Here is an 18,645-nt window from a genome sequence, read left to right as displayed (position 1 = left end):
GCAGCGCCCGATTAGGCCTGATCGTCGAAGAGACCGAGCTGGGTCGGCGCTGCATCCTTGGCGGGCAGTACGACGACGCGCAGCCCGCGCCTGAGGTTGCGGATCGCGTGCGTCCACGCGCGCTTCTCGCCCGCACACAGGTCGGTGTCGTCGTCCTTGCGACGGATGGACTCGGTCAACGCCTCGTGCCAGGCCGTCTCCTGCTCCTGGCTGATCCGCAGGTAGTCGAGAATGGTGTCGCGGTCGTGCTCACAGATCACGGCAACCTCTTCGGCGCTGAGCTCACCCGTTCCGTCGGCGTCGAGTTCGAGGAGCGCCATGAGTGCCGGAGGAAATTCGTGGCACTCGTGTGACTCGTATTCGGCACCGGGATCTTCGTGCTCGGAGGCCATCCCGTCGTTGAAGGCGGTGTCTCCGGTAGCGCGAATGGGTTGCCCGCCCAGTTCTTCGGCGAGTTCGTCCGATGCTTCGGCCAATTCGGCGAACGAGCGCAGAGCCCGCAGCAGATGCTCGGCGACGAAGGGTGCACCGTCCACGCGGACCACGCCCAGCACACTCTGCTCGACGAGAATGAGTTTGATGGTCGGCCACTGCCGATTGAGCTGGGCAAGAACAACAGCAGCGTTCTCGAGGTTCTCCACCGAATGCACGACCCGCGAGAACACCTCCACGTACTCGTCGTCCTCGAGGACCCGAACGTAAGTGACCTGCTCACCGCGGACCAGTGGGATGTCGCCGTCGTCGTCACGCTTGGGCGGATGACCGAGAAGGCGTTCGACGGCTCCGTCGACCAGGATCCGCAGCATGTCTCCCGAACCCGAGGGAGCGTGCGACGGCGTCGTGGCGAACGCCGGCGTCGACTCGCGTCCACTGGTGCTGGCACGCAGGAACGACGGGTGCGCAATGCTCCACATCTCGCGAAAGACGCGGAGCACCTTTGTCACCAGTTCCTCGGGACGAGCGCGGTCGACGTCGATGTAGAAGGACATGGACCCGTTGCCCTCGGGCTCGTGCTCGCACAGATCGGGAGCGTTGAACCCCATGTCGAGCAGTGCCGAATGGTCTTCCGGTTCGAGCATCCGCAATGGATGCAGAAACCTGTTCGACGGAACTTCACAGCGCACGGAGGTCTGGTTCCATGCGAAGAACTGGATGCACGCGGGTGCGTCCGCCAGTTCGTCCATGCTGTCGTAATGCGACTCCACCACGAGGGTGTCGTCGTCCTCCATCACGGAGATGTAACGAGCGAGATGAGTCTCGAAAGTAGTCCAGGCACTCAGGATTTCCAGATCGAAAGTATTGTCCGACATCGCCGCTCCTCTGGTCCGGGGGCGCATGGGGCCCTACCGACGACTCGCCGAAACCCCTGCTTTTCAAACCCCGCCTACGACGGTAGTCCCGGGGTCCGACAGTGACAGTGTTCGCAGGATCCGAAGCGACCGTGTTTCCAGTCAGGGGATGATCTTCCGAGCCCGCAGATTGGCGAAGATGTCGAGGAACATCGCTTCGGTGTCGACGTGGCGGTGAAATCCGAACCGCCGAGCTTTCGATCCGTCAGCGAAAAAGTCGTAGTCCCATCCGAATACGAAGTCACCGAACCCCCAGGACGAGACATCGGCATACGGGGTTCGAGCAAGTTGGTGTTCCTCGACGAGTTCATCCCACACCGACTCCTTGTCCGCCATTGCGACATCGAGGGACATCGGGAGAGGAGGTGCGACGTCCATGTCGAAGAAGGCTGCGATCTTCGGCCACATTTCCTGCCAGCGAAACAGGTCGCCGTTGTTGATGTTGAACGCCTGATTCGCGCACTCGGGATTGGTCGCGGCCCAGACCGTTGCTTCGGCCAGGAGTCCGGCGTCGGTCATTTCGATCAAGCTGGTGTACGCGCCGGGTTTGCCGGGGAATCGGAGTGGGACACCCAGTTTCTTCGAGATGGTTGCGTAGACGGCGATGACCATCGCGAGGTTCATCGGGTTGCCCAATCCGAATCCGGAGACAACTGAGGGTCTGATCGCCGACCACGTCCACGATTTGCCGAGCTGCCTGCGTTCGAGGAACTGCTGTTGGTCGACGTTGAACTCGGGTGGCATGTGCGGTGGATCGCTCTCGCGGGCGGGAGTTTTGAACGGTCCGAGATGTGCCCCGTAAACCTTGTAGCCCTGCATCAGGCTGACGTGCTCGAGTTCGCCGGCAACGGGCTCGATGGCGTTGAGAGTGTTGACCAACATCGCCAAGTTGGGCGGAACCAGCTCGGCCCATGTCGGGCGGTCTTGATAGGCGGCGTAGAAGACGTGGGTGACGCCGTGCAGTCCGCTCAGTGCCTCCGCAGTCTGGGAAGGATCGAGCAGATCGACTGCGATGTGTTCGACCCGGTCGGTGTCCGTGCCGCCTCGGCGCGAGAGTCCGATGATCTTCCATTCGCCGGTTGATTCGAGGTGATCGATCAAGTTCCCACCGATCACACCACGGGCTCCGACCACGAGTGCGACTTTGTCGTGCTGCATCATTCCAACCTCCCATTGGTATATCGCGATGTTGCGATATAGGGAGTGAACCATACATATCGGCATTTCGCGATCTAGCGGTATGCTGACGAATATGAAAGACACGGCAACCGAGTGGGAAACGGCGTTCAAGGCGCTGGCCAACCCGATGCGTGTACAAATCCTGCAGTGGTTGAAAGACCCAGGAAGCTTTCCCCCTCAGCTCGAGCCTGCCGAGGAGGTCGGAGTGTGCCTCAAGCACATTCAAGCGAGGGCGAAGGTGTCGCAATCGACTGCGTCTCAGTACATGGCCGCACTCCAGGCCGCGGATCTGGTCACCACCACACGAATCGGCCAGTGGCGGCATTACAAACGAAACGAGCAACAGATCGAGAAGCTTGCTGCATTCATCAGGCAGGGTTTGTAGGTACCAGCGCCTGACCGATTCCTCCGGGGCTGCAGACGTTGTGGCAAAACCTCACATCGCCGGAGCCGTCGGTATGTGCAATGTGGTCGTTTCTCGCGTTGCTTGCTGTCTTTACGCTCGGCAGAGGAGTCGGGCGAGGAGAGGCATGCGATGAGTCGTGAGAGCTGGGTGGGCCGTGATGCCCGATCCATCGCCGAAGCCGTGCGGTCGGGTCAGGCGTCGGCGCGGACGGTCGTCGAAGGCCATCTCGCACGGGTCGACGAATGCAATGGCGAACTCAACGCGCTGGTCACCGTGTGCGCCGAAGAGGCTCTGGCGACCGCCGACAGCCTGGACGAACGTCGCCTTCTCGGCGAGACACTCGGTCCCCTTGCCGGGGTTCCGTTCACGGTCAAGGACCTGATCGCTACTGCCGGCGTGCGTACCACCGCCGGTTCTCGCACTCTGGCGGACAACGTCCCGGCCGTCGATGCACCGGCCGTTGCGGCGTTCAAGGCTGCCGGCGCAATTCTGATCGGCAAGACCAACACCCCGGAATTCGGCGCGTGCGGGCTGACTCGAAACGAACTGTTCGGCACCACGGCCAGCCCGGTGCGACCGGACGGCGTCGTCCGGTCCCCCGGCGGATCGAGTGGCGGTGAGTCCGCGTCGGTTGCTGCCGGAATGAGCGTGCTCGGACTCGGCACGGATTTTGGCGGCTCGGTGCGTTGGCCCGCCCACTGCACCGGCCTCACTTCGGTTCGTCCGACGCTCGGCCGTGTGGAATCCGAAGGGCAATACCCCGGCGTGCTTTCGGATGGACGGGTACTCGCCAATCCCGCGACGATGCACGGCACGATCCAGACCATCGGCCCACTGGCCCGCAACCTCGGTGATGCGACGCTTGCGCTGCGCGTCCTGTCGAAGCCGCATCTCGCGTGGACCGAGCCGGACTCGGTCGACGTCGAACACCTCGACATCCGCTGGGCACCCGGCGAGGGAACCATGCCCGTCGACGCCGAAATCCTGTCGGCGGTTCGCTCGGTGGCGAACAGTCTGGACGCGAGCGAGTACGACGGTTTGGCCCTGCCACGTGCGAACGGACTTTTCGGTGCGTTGCGATCGGTCGAGACCCACGCGGACATCCACTCTCTCGCTGCAGGCTCAGCGCACTCTTTCGGCGCGGACATCACCGCCATGCTTGCGGCAGGCCGTGATCGGAGTTCAGCCGAGGTGGAAGCGCTGTGGGCGGATCGCGCGGTGTTGATCGCCGGCTTCCTCGACGAGATGGGCGACGTTCTGATTCTGCCGGTTGCGTCGGTGCTCGCTCCGCCGCTCGGTGTGGAGAGCTTCGAGGTGGGCGGTCGCGAACTCACGTGGATGGACGCGCTCGCGAGTTGCCGGGCGATCAGTGTGCTCGGCCTTCCGTCGGTCGTGGTTCCGGTAGGACTCTCCCGCAACGGTTTACCGATCGGAGTGCAGGTGGTGGCGCGGCCGTTCCACGAGCATGTTGCGCTGTCCGTGGCGGCGCGAATCGCGTCGAACGCGCAGGCTTTAGTCTGACTTCCATCTTTCGGTTTCGGCTGCGAAACGTGTTGCGTACGAGTCGGCCAGGTCGTGAAGCGTGGTGACGCAATCGCCGTAGTACGTCGGTGCATGCATGGTCGCCAGAATCCGCGGCTCGAGATCGGCCAGGGCACGGATCGTGGGTTCGAGATCCGGGGTGAGGCAGGTGGCGTGGCCCAAGTCCTCGGCTTCCAAAGCGGGACCGACGATTTCGTGCTCGGTGGTCGCGGGGTGGTGCCCGAACGCGGTGAAGAGATCTCCGCAGAACAAAGTGGACGTCGTCTCCTCGAACATCAGGCCCGCGTCCCACCCGTGTGGGACGTGCGGGGTGTCGATGTGCCGAACCCGGCGGCTGCCGGTTTCGAGTACGTCGCCGTCCTGCAAGGGAAGTGGCGCCCGATCGGCCAGATCGTTGACCTGGACGAAGCACCCCATCGCGCCGTGGGCCACTTGTGCTTCGGGGGCTGCCGCAAGCCAGGAGTTCATTGATCCGCACTCGTCGGCCTCGACGTGACCGAACGTGATCCATTTCAGTCGGCCGATGTCGATCAACGTGGAGAGTGCGTCGGAAGCCGAGGTGAACAACGCGCGCTGCCCGGTGTGGAAGAGCAGGGGTTCCTCGCCGTCGACGAGAAACTGGTTCATCGTGAGGTTGGCTTCGTCCACGAAGGTCGACAGTCGGTAGATGTCCGGCGCGATTTCGGTGATCGTGGTGGTCATCGCTGTGCTCCGATCAGGGCTGCTGTACACGTCAAGCTGTCTTCTCCAGCCTTCTCGCCGCCCCGCGCCTGCACAAGGCTCTGGACATGCTCACGGCTCTGGAATAGTGGAGGCGTGTTCGTACTGCTGCTGACAGGCCCGCCGGGCGCGGGGAAGAGTTCCGTGCTGACCGCGCTTCACGATCGACTCGGCGAGGTCGGGGTGAGCAACGCGATGATCGAGGTGGACGAACTCGAGCGGTGCTACCCGCCGCTGGGGACCGAACGGGCAATCGCACACGTCGGGATGCTGTGCGCGTCGTACCGGGAAGCGGGGTATGAACTCCTCTTCCTCACGGCGACTGTCGAAGACGACGACTACGGGCGTGCCCTGCTGGCCGCGACCGGCGCCGAGGGGCACCTGTTGGCGCGCCTCGAGGCCGATCCGGATACGTTGCGCACCAGAATCATCGAACGTGAACCGGCCGGCTGGGCCGGGTTGGACGATCTTGTGGAAGCGTCACAACTGCTGGCCGGTTCGATACCGACGCTCAGTGGAGTCGACGTGGTTCTGAGCACCGAAGGTCGCGATGCCGAAAGTGTCGCCGATGATCTGGAAGCGGCTCTGCGAGAACGTAGTCCATCGCTTCTAGCCGTCGGTATTCAGGGCGGTGACCACTGACGCGAACATAGTCGACTTGATCGCGCCCAGCGTGCCCGGATTCTTCGGCCCGATCGGTGCAACCATTTCGATGGCCTTGGCGGTCAAAGCATCGACGGATGCGGTGAAGTCCACCAAACCGGCTGCAAATGCGTCACTTCCGCCGTATCGCCGCCCCGTGGTCATGGCGACGATTGCCGACGCCGGGCTGAGTTTGGCTTGGATGAGAGCTGCCATTCCTTCGGTGAACGGGATGTTGATGTCCACCTCCGGGAAGCAGTAGTAACCGCGATCATCGCGCATGACGCGGTAATCGTGCGCGATGCCGAGCATTGCGCCGGCCCCGAAGGCGTGGCCGTTGATCGCAGCGACGGTAGGCATCGGGAACGTCAACATCCGAGCGAACAGCGACTGCACCTGCTGCACATACCACTTCGCCTTGTTGCCGTTCGCGCCAAGCCAGTCGAGGTCGAGTCCGTTGGAGTAGAACTTGCCCGTCGCCGTGGTGACCAGAGCGTGTGCGCCTTCGCTCAGAGCCTGATCGAGCAGCTTGTCGACGGAGTCGAGCCAATCCGGCGAGAAACGATTCTCGTCCTCGCCGAGATCGAGAACGGCGATCTTGTCTTCGAAGCGCAGAGTTGTGGTCATGACGGGCCTTTCCTGTTGCGGGACTGTGGGAGTGGTGGATCCAAACTCAGAACGGCGCGAACCGCCGCATCCAACCGCGCGCGTGCTGCGGCGTCGGGGACTCGCCAACCGTCGGCGCGTGTGGCGGGATGAATGAGTAGCCCGGTAGGCAGGCCGACAACACAGGCCTCGATTGCCTCGACGGCTCTGCCGTCTGTGCGACCCCAGAGCGCGGTCGACAATCGGATGAACAAGTCGACCAGAGACCGGTCGAGTTGTGTGAGTTTCTCGGCGATGTCGGCGGGGACGTCGGTGCCGAGCAGTTCGTCGCGCTGGATCGTCAGCAGCAGCAACGCGGATTGTGGGTAGTCGAGCGCGAAGACGGCCGGAACTTCGGCAGCTGCGACGACGGCGGAAACCGCGGAGGTCGGCGAGGGGTCCGCGAGAGCGTCGTCCACTCTCGATTGCTGAAGCGCGAGAAATCGTTGCGCGGCACGCAGCCACGCGCTTCCGACCAATCCACTGCGAGAGCCGAATGCGTGATAGATCGCCCCGTTGGACACACCGGTGGCGTCGGAGACCGCCCGCACCGTGACCGCGCTCGGCCCGGCAGTGGCGGCAAGCTTTTCGGCAGCGTCGAGCAGTGTGTCGAGGTCGTGGACGCGGGGCCGAGGCATGAACGCACAGTAACAGAGCGTCTGCTCTGTTACTAGTGTGCGGTCAGATCACCGAATTCGCGCGAAGGTCCTCGATCTCCTCCGGGCGAAGGCCGAAGTCGGCGAGTACCCCGTCGGCGTCACCGCCGAGAGTCATGGGTGGCGCATTTCTGACGGGAAGAGTCTTGCCGTCCACCCAGAACGGTCCGCGGACAACGGGAATCGACGTCCCGTCGGCGCTGTGCGTCTGCTCGACCATCTGCAGAGCCTCGACCTGCGGGTCGGAGAACACCTGATCGATCGAATGGATCGGGCCGCAGGGAATTCCGGCACCGCGGATCTCGGCGATCCACTGCGCCGCCCCTTTTGCGGTCAGTAGCTCCTCGAGTTCTTTGGTCAGTTGGTCACGGTGTGCCAAACGCTCTTTACCCGTGGCATATTCGGCACGGAAGGCGAGGTCGGGGTCGCCGATAACCGAGCACAGCGCGATCCAGTGCTTGTCCGACCCGGTGGCGATGTTGATCGGGAAGTCCGCGGTGTCGAAAGCGCCGTACGGCGTGATGGTCGGGTGCGTATTGCCGTTCGGCGTCGAAACCCGCCCGGTGCTCAGGTAGTCCTGCGCCTGGAAAGTCATGATCGAGATCGCGGATTCCAGCAACGAGGTCTGCACGCGGTGCCCACGACCGTCGCGACCGCGAGAGGCAAGTGCCGCCGTGATTCCCAGCGCCGCGTAGATGCCCGAGACCGTGTCGATGATGGGGATTCCGACCCGCATCGGGGTCTGTTCACCGGCACCGGTGACCGACATCAACCCGGACATGCCCTGGGCCACCTGATCGAGTCCGGGCGCGAACTGGTCGGGGCCCACCGGGCCGAAACCACTGATGCTCATCACGACGAGCCCTGGATTCTCCTGCTCGAGCGAATCGGGATCGAGCCCCATGTCGGCCAGTACTCCCGGACGGAAATTCTCGACCAGCACATCCGCGTCGAGGGCCAGGCTGCGAAGCAGTTTCCGTCCGCGGTCACTGCGCATGTCGATGGCGATCGACCTCTTGCCGCGGTTCACGGACGCGAAGTAGAGGCTTCGATCGCCGTCGAACGGCGGCCACTGACGCGAACTGTCGCCGGAGCCACGGGTTTCGACCTTGACCACGTCGGCGCCGAAGTCCGACAGCAGCGACGTGCACAAAGGCCCCGCGAGAGCGCGGGTGAGGTCGAGAACTTTGATACCGCTGAGCAATTGGTCCATCGTAGAAACCTCGGTTCTGTGGTGTGCAACGTCGCCCACTCGATCCGTCGCACCATCTGCGTGAATTACCGCTGCAGTGATCGTCGGAGAGGGGAAGAATGAAGGTCAGGCCTGCTTTCGGCTGGGCTCGGTGACAACACTGGTCGAGAGCGCAAGGTGATGCGACGGCGACATTGCACAACTGCAGGGGCCGGATTTAGGCGCATTGTGTGACAGGCAGGATTGCGGTGGGCCGATACCGTGAACTCTCTACGTACGGCGATGCAAGCGGGAGGCGAGGCGATGCGCGACATTTCCACTCAGCTGGCGCAGTGGCACGCCCGTGGCGAGGATTTTGCACTGGCGACGGTTGTCCGTACCTGGCGATCCTCACCACGCATGCCCGGTGCTTCCATGGCCGTCTCACGCTCCGGCGAGGTGGTCGGCAGCGTCTCGGGCGGGTGCATCGAGAGTGCGCTGTACGAGATCGCCCAGGAGGTTCTCGCCGACGGCACCAGCCGCGTCGAGGTCTTCAGCGTCTCCGACGACGACGCCATCGGAGTAGGTCTGACCTGCGGCGGAACCATCGAAGTGTTTGTCCAGGCCGTCGGAGCCGATTTCACCGAGTTCGGTCAGGTTTGTGACCGGATCGAGGCCGATACGCCCGTCGTCGTGGTCACCGAAGTGCGTCCGGGCGCGCCGGCACGGCACCTCGTCGTCGAGCACGGCCGACGCAGCGGGGATCTGGATGCCACGGAGGACGAGGTCGCCATCCTGCTGCGCACGATGGAGACCGGTGAGTCCGTAGCTTTTGTCGCACCCGCGGGAACTCTCATCGATTCGCAGCACGACCTGCTGGTCGAGATCTTCGCGCCACTACCGCGGATGTACGTCTTCGGAGCCATCGACTTCGCCGCCTCGATGTGTACGTTGGGCGCCTTTGCTGGTTACCGCGTGACCGTCGTGGACGCACGGCCGGTCTTCGCGACTCGAGCGCGTTTCCCCGATGCCCATGATCTGGTCGTCATGTGGCCACACAAGTTCCTCGAAACCGCACCGATCGACAACAAAACCGTCCTGGCCGTGCTCACCCACGACGAGAAGTTCGACATCCCGTTGCTCGAGATCGCGCTGCGTTCGTCGGCTGCATACGTGGGTGCGATGGGAAGTCGTGCGACGCATGAGCGTCGGGTGGCGCTGTTGAAGGAGCGAGGCGTCACCGACGCCGAGCTGGGGCGCCTGCACTCACCGATCGGGTTGGATCTCGGCGCCAGGACGCCAGAAGAAACTGCAGTGTCGATCCTCGCCGAGATGACCAAGACCCTGCGCAATGCCTCCGGTTTGGAACTGCGGGATCTGCAGGGGCCGATCCACCCGCCACCTCAGGAGAATCCGACCGCCCTGCATCGAACGGCCTGAGTCGACTGCGCTGAATTCGGACATCTTGTGTTCGGTGGGGATAGGATCGTTTCTTTCGTGAACCATCTTCCGTGATCCGAATGAAATCGAGGTGCCTGCCAAGTGGCGAACCCGGCCGTACCGGCATCCGAGGTGAATGCTGTTCTCTCCGAACTTCTTCGAACCTCGCTCCTTCCTGGTGTTCGAAAGGTTGCCGGCGGCTCCGACGACCCGACGGTGGCCCGGGTGGGATTCATGGCGGTTCCGGACATCGGACCGTGGCTGCGACACGGACAGTTGCTGATCACCACGCCGGAAACCCTCGCCAGGGTCACCGAAACCTTCAAAGCATTTGTCGGACGGTTGTCGACGCGTGGAGTTGCGGCACTTGCCGTCCAATTCGGCGCAGACGGTGACACTCTCGCGCCGGAACTGGTCGACGCGGCCGAAAGCGCCGGCTTCCCGCTCCTGGTTTTTCACGGTGCATGCGATCACCCTGCGGCCAGAGGCCGGGAGCAGACGGAGTCGGCCCAGATCGACGCCATGTTCGGGGCCGAGCGGTTGCGACGGTTGCTGGTCGACGTCGTGATGGGCGGCGGCGGTCTCCCGCAATTGACCGAAGTCATTGCACGGGAGATGAAGGGCGCCGCCCTGATCACCACTTCGGACGGACGCGAGATCTGCCGGGCTGGGGACGCCGCGGAGCGCAAGAATCTGTCGGCCTGTCCGGCTGTCGATTCCACCGGTCGTCTGCGGACCGACACCGTCGAGGGCGGGTTGGGTCTGCACGAGTTCGACGGTCAATTCATCGCGGTGTCCGCGATTTCCGCCAATCACATCGACCACGGGCGTCTCGCGTTGTTCACCGGTGAGCGCGTGATGACGAGTTACGACCAGTACCTGGTCGAGCGGGCCGCGTCGGTGTGCGCGTTGGTGATCACCCGTGAACAAGCCGTGGCATCGGTGGAAGAGCGCCATCGTGCGAACTTCGTTCACGACCTGCTCCTCGGCCGTGCCGGGGATCACGATCACGTTGTCTCCCACGCCAAGACGTTCGGGTGGGACTTCGATCGCCCGCTGGTGATCGTCTCGATCGAACCGGACCCGGTCGACGAACCGGCCTCGGCGGCGCCCGCTCGGCTGCCCGTCGTCGACCGTCAGGCGATGGCGTTCTCCGGCGCGATCGCCCACCGTGATCCCGGTGCGGCGGTGACCGCGCTGACGGGTGAGACGGTGATCGTGATGGGCGTCGGCACCGACACGATGGCCTTGGTGCGGGATCTCGTCACAGTCGTTCGCGGTGAAGGTGGCGGCGGGAGAAGGCCGTTCAGTGTCGGGGTGTCCCGGCCGGCAGCGGCGATCGACGCCGTCCCCGCGCTCTACAGCCAGGCGCGCACCGCATTGACTGTCGGCCGCCGGATCTCAGGTCCGTGGACGGTGACTCAGTTCGACGATCTCGGCGTGTACAGACTGCTCAGTCTGGTCGAGGACGAAAACGAGTTGGAGACGTTCGCCCGTGAGACATTGCGGGAACTGACGGAGGAAACTGCCGAAGCGCAGGACATGCGCAAGACCTTGGAAGTCCTGCTCGCGACCAACATCAACATCGCCGAGACCGCGCGCAAGCTCCACTTCCATTACAACACACTGCGTTACAGGGTCGTTAAGCTGGAGAAAATGCTGGGACCCTTCACGGCGCAACCCGAACTCCGGTTGGATCTGTCTCTAGCACTGAAGATAACCGCGATGCGCGGCATCAATCACTAATATTGCCAATCCGGGTCGGCGGGTTCTGGCAGATTGTCATCACGTCGATACCTCCGCGCTGTAATAGCGTTTCACTCCAGTCACGGTGTTTTGTGAGCTGGAGCACACTCAGCGTTCGGACACCTTCCTCTGCACGAAAGGTCCCATCATGCCGATTTGGACGTTGCACGGAGATGGAAAGAACATCAAACCGGGTGAAGTGGTTGCTCCCGGCGAGCGGCTCAGCTGGGGAAGAACCATCGGGCTGGGCAGCCAGCACGTGGTGTCGATGTTCGGCGCGACGTTCGTGTTCCCGATCATCATGGGCCTCAATCCTCAACTTGCCGTGATGATGTCGGGCTTTTGTACGCTCTTCTTCCTGTTGGTGGTCAAGGGACGCATTCCCAGCTACCTCGGTACGTCGGCGGCTTTCGTCGGTGGTATCGCCGCTATTCGTGCCCAAGGCGGAACCTCTGCGGAGGTGACCGGTGCGATCCTGGTGTCCGGACTGGTCCTCGCAGCCATCGGTATCGCGATCCACTTCCTCGGTGGCCGGGTCGTATTCAAGGTTCTTCCCCCGGTGGTGACCGGGGCAGTGGTGATGCTGATCGGATTCAACCTGGCACCCGTCGTCGCGGGGCTGTACTGGCCGCAGGACCAGTGGGTGGCTCTGATCGTCATGGTGGCCCTGATCGTCATGAGTATCGCGTTACGCGGCTTCATGGCGCGCATCGCAATCTTCCTCGCGCTGATCTTCGGCTACGTCCTCTCCTGGATCCTCGACCGGGTCTCGGGCACGATCACCTCGTACGACGCAGGCACCGGTCAGATCACCGAGCACTTCCGCGTCAACTGGGATTCGGTGCAGTCGGCGTCGTGGTTCGGCCTGCCCCCGTTCTCGGACGAGGCCAACGGAATCGTCGGCATCCACGCCCCGTCGTTCAGCCTGACGTTCATCATCCTGGTTCTTCCCGGTGTCATCGCGTTGATCGCGGAGAACGCCGGCCACGTCAAGGCCGTGGCCGAGATGACCGGGGACGACCTCGACCCGTACATGGGACGCGCGCTTGCCGGTGACGGTTTCGCCACCGCTATCGCCAGCAGCGTCGGCGGTTCGCCCACCACGACGTACGCCGAGAACATCGGTGTCATGGCAGCGACCCGTGTGTACTCCACCGCCGCCTACGCGGTCGCGGGCATCGTCGCGATGATGCTCGGCTTCTCCCCCAAGTTCGGTGCCGTCATCTCGGCGACGCCCGGCGGCGTTCTCGGCGGAATCACCGTGGTGCTCTACGGCATGATCGGGCTTCTCGGCGCCAAGATCTGGAAGGAGAACGGCGTCGACTTCGGCAATCCGCTCAACCTGATGCCGATCGCGGCCGGCCTGATCATCGGTATCGGCGACACGGCCCTGAAGTTCAGTGACACGTTCTCGCTCAGCGGCATCGCGCTCGGCACCATTGTCGTGATCGGGATGTACCACCTGTGCCAGTACATAGGTTCGAAGAACCCGGAGCTGAATGCGAAGAACCCGGAACCGAACAAGCCGGATTCGAAGGCTCCCGGCGGAGAACGGGAAGAACCCGCCCCGCAGCTCACGTGACGCTTGGCTGAGTGTGCTCGATTGTCGAAGGCCGGACATCCTCCTTGGAGGATGTCCGGCCTTTCGCGGTGTGTGTTCTGTGTACTGATCGATCAGACGGCGGTGCTGGCTTCGACCAGGCCGATACGGTCGATGCGTTCGGTGCGGGTGATGAGCCGTTCGGTCGCATCGGTAGCAGTGAGCACGCTCAGCTCGTAGTGCAGTACCGCTCCGACACGAGTGCAGAATGCGGCGGATTCGTCCGCAGCATCGGGACATTCGGGGATGACCCGATCGACGATGCCGCCTGCGAGCAGATCGAAGGACCGTATCCCTTGACTGGCCGCCATCTCCGGAGCGTGCGTGATGTCGTGGAACATGATCGCGCTCGCACCCTCGGGAGGTAAGGGCGACAGCCAACCATGGCGGGCCGCCAGCACTCGATCGGCCGGAATCAGTGCCAGGGCTCCGCCGCCGGTGCCCTGCCCGAGCAGGAGGGAAATGGTGGGGACCTCGAGTGAAATCATGTCGGCTATGCACCGAGCGATCTCGCCGGCCAATCCACCTTCTTCGGCTTCCTTCGACAGTGCCGCGCCTGCCGTGTCGATGATCGTCACCAATGGCAGATCGAGTTCTGCGGCAAGCCGCATTCCTCGCCGAGCTTCCCGCAGAGCGCCGGGGCCGAGTGGGGAGTGCGCAGTCTGTCCGCGTCGGTCCTGTCCGAGAAGGACGCAGGGCATGTCGCCGAAGCGAACGAGCGCGAGCATGATGCCGGGATCGTTCTCGCCTTGGCCGGTTCCGTTGAGCGGGAGCATGTCCGAGGCAGAATTAAGCAACACTTCCCGGATCCCCGGTCGATCTTCGCGCCGGGATGCGACGACGGATTCCCAGGCTGACGTATCGGGTGGGCAGTCGTACGAGCACGGGTCACTCGGCAACGAGCACCCACGGCGTCTCGAGGTGATGATGCGCAACGCGCGGTCGACGATTTCGGCGAGCTGGTCTGGCGGCCTCACCGCATCGATGAGTCCGTGCTCGTGAAGGTTCTCCGCTGTCTGGACACCGACGGGGAAAGGTGAGTTGTACAAAGCCTCGAACACCCGGGGGCCGAGGAATCCGACCAGGGCTCCCGGCTCCGCGATCGTCACGTGACCGAGCGACCCCCAGGACGCGAATACGCCTCCGGTGGTGGGGTTTCGGAGGTAGACGATGTAGGGCAGATGCGCTTCTTTGTGCTTGATGAGCGCCGCGGTGATCTTGACCATCTGCAGAAATGCCGTTGTCCCCTCCTGCATACGCGTTCCTCCGGAGGTGGGAAGCGCAAGAAGGGGCAGCTGCTCGTGCGTCGCTCGACGGATGGCGACGACGAGGCGTTCGCCCGCTGCCACGCCGATCGATCCACCGAGAAAACCGAACTCGCAGACGATGATTGCCACGCGGCGGCCTCTGATGGAGGCGCTTCCGGTCAGGACGGACTCGTCGAGTCCGGTCTTCTCCTGGGCACGAAGAAGCGCTTCGGTGTAGTCGGAGTCGGTCGCCACCGGTATCGGAGGGGTATCCCACGACTCCCAGGTGCCGGCATCGATCACCAGGTCGAGCATGTCGCGAGCCGACAGGCGGTTCATCGGGTGAATCCTTGTAGCCACGACATGACTTCGTCAGTGTCTTCACCGAGAACCGGAGGTGCAGTGTGGCGGGTCTCCGTCACCTCGGTTCCGTCCGGATCGAAAAATCGTAGCGGCGGGCCGGGCAGGGTGATGTTTCCGAGCGTGCTGTGGTCGACGTCGACGAGCAACCCCTGTGATCGGGTCTGTTCCCATTCGTACACTTCGGAGATCGTCCGGACCCGTCCTGCCGGAATTCCGATGCGGTCCAGTTCGGTCAGAAGCTCGTCACGCGAGTACGGTTTGAAGGTACGTTCGATCAATTCGACTACCTGGAAATGATTCTCGACGCGTTCGGCGTTTGTTGCCATACCCGGTGCGTCTGGATCGAGTTCGAACCCTTCGCAGAATCTTCTCCACAGGCTTTCGCTGCCGACCGAGATCTGTACTGCGCCATCGCCGGTACGAAAGAGTCCGTACGGTGCGATGGAGGGATGGTGGTTGCCCTGCGCTGTGCCTACCTCGCCGGCGACGGTCCACTTCGTTCCCTGAAACGCATGAACACCGACCACGCTGGCCAAGAGCGATGTTCGAACGACACGGCCTCTCCCCGTCTGTTCACGTTCCTTCAAAGCCGCGACGACGCCGAACGCCCCGTACATCCCGGCGAGAAGATCGGCGATCGGAACTCCGACTCGTTGAACGTCGTCCGGACTCGAGCCGGTCAGCGACATGAGTCCGGCCTCCCCCTGGGCGATCTGGTCGTAGCCGGCGCGGCCACCTTCCGGGCCGTCGTGGCCGAAACCGCTGATGGACAGGACGATCAGGCGAGGATTGAGTTCGGCCAGCCGCTCGGTCGAGAATCCGAGTCGATCGAGAACTCCGGTACGGAAGTTCTCCATGAGAACGTCGGCGCGGCAGACGAGATCTTCGAGGGTTGCGCGCCCGCTGTCGGATTTGAGGTCGAGCGTGATCGACTTCTTGTTCCGGTTCGTGGACAGAAAGTACGTCGATTCCCGTTGCGCGTTCGGTGGTTCCAGCGGTGGCTTCACAAATGGCGGCCCCCACCCACGGGTGTCGTCGCCGCCGTGAGGTGATTCGACCTTGATCACGTCGGCGCCCAGATCGCCGAGCATCATTGCCGCGTGAGGACCCGCGAGTGCGCGCGTGAGGTCGACGACAATCACGTCGTGTAACGGACCACTACGAGCACTTGTGTTGTGAGGCTTCGAAGTCGAGTTCATGTCGCACCGCCGTGTTCTGGTGTAATTGGCTGAGCCAGTTGGTGGTTGAGGCCTCCGTAGTTCGGTCGACTCCGGTCCGCTGGACCGAGAAATCGGCCAGGGCCACTGAAGGAGGTATGTGCGGCCCGTCTTTCGAACCGTAAGCGCGCACCGGTCAACGGCACATGGGTAACCTTGCCGATGACGGGTATCAGTGGTGGGTAAGAAGTGACGAACGCTCACCGCACGGCTGGATTGCGGTTGTATCGAACCGCTATCGGGACGTTCTGTCAGCTCATATCGTGCGAAGTCATGACATTTCGTGCATCTTCATGACCTGCAGGGCGAGTGAGACGTTCAATCGAAGGACGGGGTCGTCGGTGAACGATCCGACGACGCTCTCCAGCTTTCCGATTCTGTAACGCAAAGTGTTGTAGTGCATGTGCAGCGCCCGGGAGGCCTCGGCGACATTGCAATTGCAGTCGAGCAGGGTCTGGAGTGTCAGACGCAGGTCAGCGGCTTCGGCGTTGTCCGCCGACAAGGACTTCAGAACGTCATCGGTGAACGAACGCAGTTCGCTCTTGTCCGTCTGGAGCGAGAGGAGTCGGTGTACACCGAGTTCGTCGAAGTGTGCGATCTGCCCCGGCCCGTTGATACGTCGGCCGACGACCACGGCTGTACAGGCTTGGTCGTAGGCCGCGGGTAGATCGGCCAGGGAGTAGATCACCCGGCTCACTCCCGTGCTGAAGGATCGGCGGCCGCTGGTGCGATCGCCGGCAACCTTGCGCACCAACCCTTCGATGTCCCGAACCGCACGGTCGGTGCTGGTCGGGAAAAGCGTGACCACCTCGTGTCGAAACCCGACGGACGGCGCCGTCCGCTCGTGTGTTCGGACCACTTGTTGCCAGCCGTCGCTGAGTCGATCTTGGTCCGTGCGAGTGGAATTCGCGTGCTGGGATTCCGGGTGATCGACGTCGAGTTCTGCAACCACAACGGCAAGTGGACGAGTGACATCCCACCCCAACTGGGTGAAGTGCGCGCTCACTTCCGCCGGCGAGCCGGCTTCGCCTATCAGTGCGTCGCGGAGGAAGTCGCCGCGGAACTTGGATTCCACTGCCGCAACTGCCAGCTGTTTGGTGACGGCCAGCGCGGCAACGGTGGCCGCTCGCTCCAGCGCTTGAACGACAACTGCGCCGAGTTCGTGGGTGCCGGCGTACGCCACCATCCGGCCGTGGTCGGTGCCGCCGGCCACCACTCGGGTGAGCGCCAACTGACCAGGAAATCCCTTGGGCGCGTTCTGTAAACCGACAGCGACCCGTTCGGTCAGGAACCGACCGGTGCTCTCGAACAACGGAAGCGCGTTCAGTGCAGCTGAATCCCCGGCCTCGGTCAACACCCTTCCGTCCGGCGAGCAGATCAGAACGCTGACGTCGAAAAGCGCGGCGAATTCTGCTGCAATCTGGGGTAGATCGCCACCTTCCAAGACGATCGAAGTCAACGAGCGGTGAAGACGGTCGGCAATGTCGAGTGCCGCAGACTGCTTCGCCACCAACTTGGTGAAGACCTCCGAGATCACCTCGTCGAACCCTGCGGTGACGGGAAGAACCAACAACGGCAGCCCTCGCTGCTCTGCCATGTGCAGCATGGCTTCCGGCAGTTCGTCGAGATAGCGGCCGGTTTTCACGGCAAGTGCCGCGACCCCTCGGCGTGCGAGACCGTCGACGAGGTCGCTGAGATCGGTATCGTCGAGAAGCTCTCCGGTTCGCCCGTAGCGCAGCGGGAACCCGGTAGTCACCAACAGTTCGTTCGGCTTCACCCAAGCGAGGATGTCCGGTACTTCCATCACGTTCACCGATTGGACGAGGTGGCGCAACCCCCCGTGCCCGGCAAGGACTTCGGCTCCATGCAGACTGGGCAGCTCGAGGACATCCCGAACCGTCAACCTGTAGTCGCCACCTTCTGGCAAATGTTGAAGCTCTTCGCTCGAATATTTGGCAGATCTATCCATGTCGCGAGACTACGCGCGATCACGCTGCGAACATTGTCAACAGTTGACGAAAATGTCCTCTCGAAATGAGTAGATCTCCCGATGTCTGCCAACTATCGAGGTCCGAATTGGCGATCGCCCGCGTCTCCGAGTCCAGGTACCAGGAAAGCATTTTCGTTCAGGCCGTCGTCGATGCTCGCAGTGAGGAGCCTGACTGGATGTCCGGACTTCCTCAGCGCTTCGATCCCTTCCGGAGCCACGACGACACATATTGCAGTCACATCGGTGGCTCCGCGTGCGATGAGCAGATCGATTGTGCGGATGATGGATCCACCGGTCGCCAACATCGGATCGAGGACGTAGACGGGGGTGTCCGACAGATCGGCAGGCAGGGACTCGAGATACGGAACCGGTTGGTGTGTCTTCTCGTCTCGCGCCATTCCCACGAAACCTACGCCTGCCTGCGGAATGAGGGCACTCGCCTGTTCGACCATGCCGAGGCCCGCTCGCAAGACCGGTACCAGGAGCGGTGGATTTGCCAGCCGCACTCCCAGCGTCGGAGCAACTGGCGTCTCGATGTCGAACTGTTCCACTTCTGCGCCGCGCATGGCCTCGTAGACCAACATATGGGTCAGTCTGCGCAGGGCGGACCGGAACGTTGCGTTGTCGCTGCGAGCGTCGCGCATGGTCGTGAGCAGCGACGCCGCCAGCGGATGGTCGACAACAGTGGTGTCCATGGACGAATCGTAAGTGAGAACCGATGGGGCGGCGCAC

The 18,645-nt window shown here is 63.0% G+C and carries 16 protein-coding genes; 6 read left to right on the top strand and 10 right to left on the bottom strand.

Going from position 1 to position 18,645, the window contains the following annotated elements:
• Positions 1 to 11: 11 nt before the first annotated feature.
• Positions 12 to 1,310: a T3SS (YopN, CesT) and YbjN peptide-binding chaperone 1 gene (locus ABWI03_RS28900; protein WP_200313073.1), complete on the bottom strand. Its 1,299-nt coding sequence runs from the start codon at positions 1,308 to 1,310 to the stop codon at positions 12 to 14.
• Positions 1,311 to 1,451: 141 nt separating this feature from the next.
• Entirely contained in the window at positions 1,452 to 2,510 is a 1,059-nt protein-coding gene (locus ABWI03_RS28895; RefSeq protein WP_296555169.1) for an SDR family oxidoreductase, read from the bottom strand.
• Between the two features lie 91 nt (positions 2,511 to 2,601).
• On the opposite strand from ABWI03_RS28895, the gene ABWI03_RS28890 reads away from it, so the two are divergent.
• Positions 2,602 to 2,913 (top strand): ArsR/SmtB family transcription factor, encoded by a 312-nt coding sequence (locus ABWI03_RS28890; protein ID WP_214889273.1) that lies wholly within the window; start codon positions 2,602 to 2,604, stop codon positions 2,911 to 2,913.
• A 150-nt stretch (positions 2,914 to 3,063) separates the two neighbouring features.
• Positions 3,064 to 4,455 (top strand): amidase, encoded by a 1,392-nt coding sequence (locus ABWI03_RS28885; protein WP_298775617.1) that lies wholly within the window; start codon positions 3,064 to 3,066, stop codon positions 4,453 to 4,455.
• On the opposite strand, the gene ABWI03_RS28880 is transcribed toward ABWI03_RS28885, so the two are convergent.
• On the bottom strand, positions 4,447 to 5,178 hold the full coding sequence (locus tag ABWI03_RS28880; protein WP_095971628.1) for an oxygen-binding di-iron domain-containing protein: 732 nt from the start codon (positions 5,176 to 5,178) through the stop codon (positions 4,447 to 4,449). The two genes, ABWI03_RS28885 and ABWI03_RS28880, sit on opposite strands and share 9 nt — an antisense overlap.
• Before the next feature lie 114 nt (positions 5,179 to 5,292).
• On the opposite strand from ABWI03_RS28880, the gene ABWI03_RS28875 reads away from it, so the two are divergent.
• Positions 5,293 to 5,838 (top strand): AAA family ATPase, encoded by a 546-nt coding sequence (locus tag ABWI03_RS28875; RefSeq protein WP_298775615.1) that lies wholly within the window; start codon positions 5,293 to 5,295, stop codon positions 5,836 to 5,838.
• Here the strand turns inward: ABWI03_RS28875 and ABWI03_RS28870 are convergent.
• Genes ABWI03_RS28870 through ABWI03_RS28860 form a run of 3 tightly spaced genes read right to left on the bottom strand, consistent with a single transcriptional unit; the run spans position 5,806 to position 8,352 of the window.
• On the bottom strand, positions 5,806 to 6,465 hold the full coding sequence (locus ABWI03_RS28870) for an enoyl-CoA hydratase-related protein (protein WP_298775611.1): 660 nt from the start codon (positions 6,463 to 6,465) through the stop codon (positions 5,806 to 5,808). The genes ABWI03_RS28875 and ABWI03_RS28870 overlap by 33 nt on opposite strands.
• Positions 6,462 to 7,121, bottom strand: a complete 660-nt coding sequence (locus ABWI03_RS28865) for a helix-turn-helix domain-containing protein (protein WP_296555176.1) — start codon at positions 7,119 to 7,121, stop codon at positions 6,462 to 6,464. Before ABWI03_RS28865 ends, ABWI03_RS28870 begins: the two co-directional genes overlap by 4 nt.
• 43 nt (positions 7,122 to 7,164) lie before the next feature.
• Complete coding sequence (locus ABWI03_RS28860; RefSeq protein ID WP_095971632.1) at positions 7,165 to 8,352, bottom strand: CaiB/BaiF CoA transferase family protein; 1,188 nt, start codon at positions 8,350 to 8,352, stop codon at positions 7,165 to 7,167.
• A gap of 282 nt (positions 8,353 to 8,634) precedes the next feature.
• Between ABWI03_RS28860 and ABWI03_RS28855 the strand changes: the two genes are divergently transcribed.
• The 3 genes from ABWI03_RS28855 (at position 8,635) to ABWI03_RS28845 (ending at position 13,078) form a co-directional block, all read left to right on the top strand.
• A complete protein-coding gene (locus ABWI03_RS28855) occupies positions 8,635 to 9,750 on the top strand; it encodes an XdhC family protein (protein ID WP_298775608.1) in 1,116 nt (371 codons plus the stop codon).
• Between the two features lie 102 nt (positions 9,751 to 9,852).
• On the top strand, positions 9,853 to 11,496 hold the full coding sequence (locus ABWI03_RS28850; protein WP_124568448.1) for a PucR family transcriptional regulator: 1,644 nt from the start codon (positions 9,853 to 9,855) through the stop codon (positions 11,494 to 11,496).
• 148 nt (positions 11,497 to 11,644) lie between these two features.
• Entirely contained in the window at positions 11,645 to 13,078 is a 1,434-nt protein-coding gene (locus ABWI03_RS28845; protein ID WP_095971634.1) for a uracil-xanthine permease family protein, read from the top strand.
• Positions 13,079 to 13,170: 92 nt separating this feature from the next.
• Here ABWI03_RS28845 and ABWI03_RS28840 read toward each other — a convergent pair whose 3' ends face one another.
• From ABWI03_RS28840 to upp, 4 genes are all read right to left on the bottom strand, one after another.
• Positions 13,171 to 14,682 (bottom strand): carboxyl transferase domain-containing protein, encoded by a 1,512-nt coding sequence (locus tag ABWI03_RS28840; RefSeq protein WP_298775605.1) that lies wholly within the window; start codon positions 14,680 to 14,682, stop codon positions 13,171 to 13,173.
• Positions 14,679 to 15,905: a CaiB/BaiF CoA transferase family protein gene (locus ABWI03_RS28835; protein WP_200313055.1), complete on the bottom strand. Its 1,227-nt coding sequence runs from the start codon at positions 15,903 to 15,905 to the stop codon at positions 14,679 to 14,681. The genes ABWI03_RS28840 and ABWI03_RS28835 overlap by 4 nt, the downstream gene beginning before the upstream one ends.
• A 289-nt stretch (positions 15,906 to 16,194) precedes the next feature.
• On the bottom strand, positions 16,195 to 17,892 hold the full coding sequence (locus ABWI03_RS28830) for a PucR family transcriptional regulator (protein ID WP_353799009.1): 1,698 nt from the start codon (positions 17,890 to 17,892) through the stop codon (positions 16,195 to 16,197).
• A 92-nt stretch (positions 17,893 to 17,984) separates the two neighbouring features.
• Positions 17,985 to 18,608, bottom strand: coding sequence for a uracil phosphoribosyltransferase (upp, locus tag ABWI03_RS28825; RefSeq protein WP_095971638.1), 624 nt, complete (start codon positions 18,606 to 18,608; stop codon positions 17,985 to 17,987).
• Positions 18,609 to 18,645: the final 37 nt, after the last annotated feature.

This window comes from Rhodococcus baikonurensis (assembly GCF_040489275.1).
Lineage (GTDB): Bacteria > Actinomycetota > Actinomycetes > Mycobacteriales > Mycobacteriaceae > Rhodococcus_F > Rhodococcus_F baikonurensis.
Note: the sequence above shows the minus strand (reverse complement) of the source record. Positions and strands in the feature narration are given on the sequence as shown.

Coding starts and splice junctions, on each gene's coding strand:
- ABWI03_RS28895 (WP_296555169.1), bottom strand. CDS start 2,510: ATGATGCAGCACGACAAAGTCGCACTCGTGGTCGGAGCCCGTGGTGTG.
- ABWI03_RS28865 (WP_296555176.1), bottom strand. CDS start 7,121: ATGCCTCGGCCCCGCGTCCACGACCTCGACACACTGCTCGACGCTGCC.
- ABWI03_RS28880 (WP_095971628.1), bottom strand. CDS start 5,178: ATGACCACCACGATCACCGAAATCGCGCCGGACATCTACCGACTGTCG.
- ABWI03_RS28855 (WP_298775608.1), top strand. CDS start 8,635: ATGCGCGACATTTCCACTCAGCTGGCGCAGTGGCACGCCCGTGGCGAG.
- ABWI03_RS28840 (WP_298775605.1), bottom strand. CDS start 14,682: ATGAACCGCCTGTCGGCTCGCGACATGCTCGACCTGGTGATCGATGCC.
- ABWI03_RS28835 (WP_200313055.1), bottom strand. CDS start 15,905: ATGAACTCGACTTCGAAGCCTCACAACACAAGTGCTCGTAGTGGTCCG.
- ABWI03_RS28870 (WP_298775611.1), bottom strand. CDS start 6,465: ATGACCACAACTCTGCGCTTCGAAGACAAGATCGCCGTTCTCGATCTC.
- ABWI03_RS28830 (WP_353799009.1), bottom strand. CDS start 17,892: ATGGATAGATCTGCCAAATATTCGAGCGAAGAGCTTCAACATTTGCCA.
- ABWI03_RS28900 (WP_200313073.1), bottom strand. CDS start 1,310: ATGTCGGACAATACTTTCGATCTGGAAATCCTGAGTGCCTGGACTACT.
- ABWI03_RS28890 (WP_214889273.1), top strand. CDS start 2,602: ATGAAAGACACGGCAACCGAGTGGGAAACGGCGTTCAAGGCGCTGGCC.
- ABWI03_RS28860 (WP_095971632.1), bottom strand. CDS start 8,352: ATGGACCAATTGCTCAGCGGTATCAAAGTTCTCGACCTCACCCGCGCT.
- upp (WP_095971638.1), bottom strand. CDS start 18,608: ATGGACACCACTGTTGTCGACCATCCGCTGGCGGCGTCGCTGCTCACG.
- ABWI03_RS28885 (WP_298775617.1), top strand. CDS start 3,064: ATGAGTCGTGAGAGCTGGGTGGGCCGTGATGCCCGATCCATCGCCGAA.
- ABWI03_RS28845 (WP_095971634.1), top strand. CDS start 11,645: ATGCCGATTTGGACGTTGCACGGAGATGGAAAGAACATCAAACCGGGT.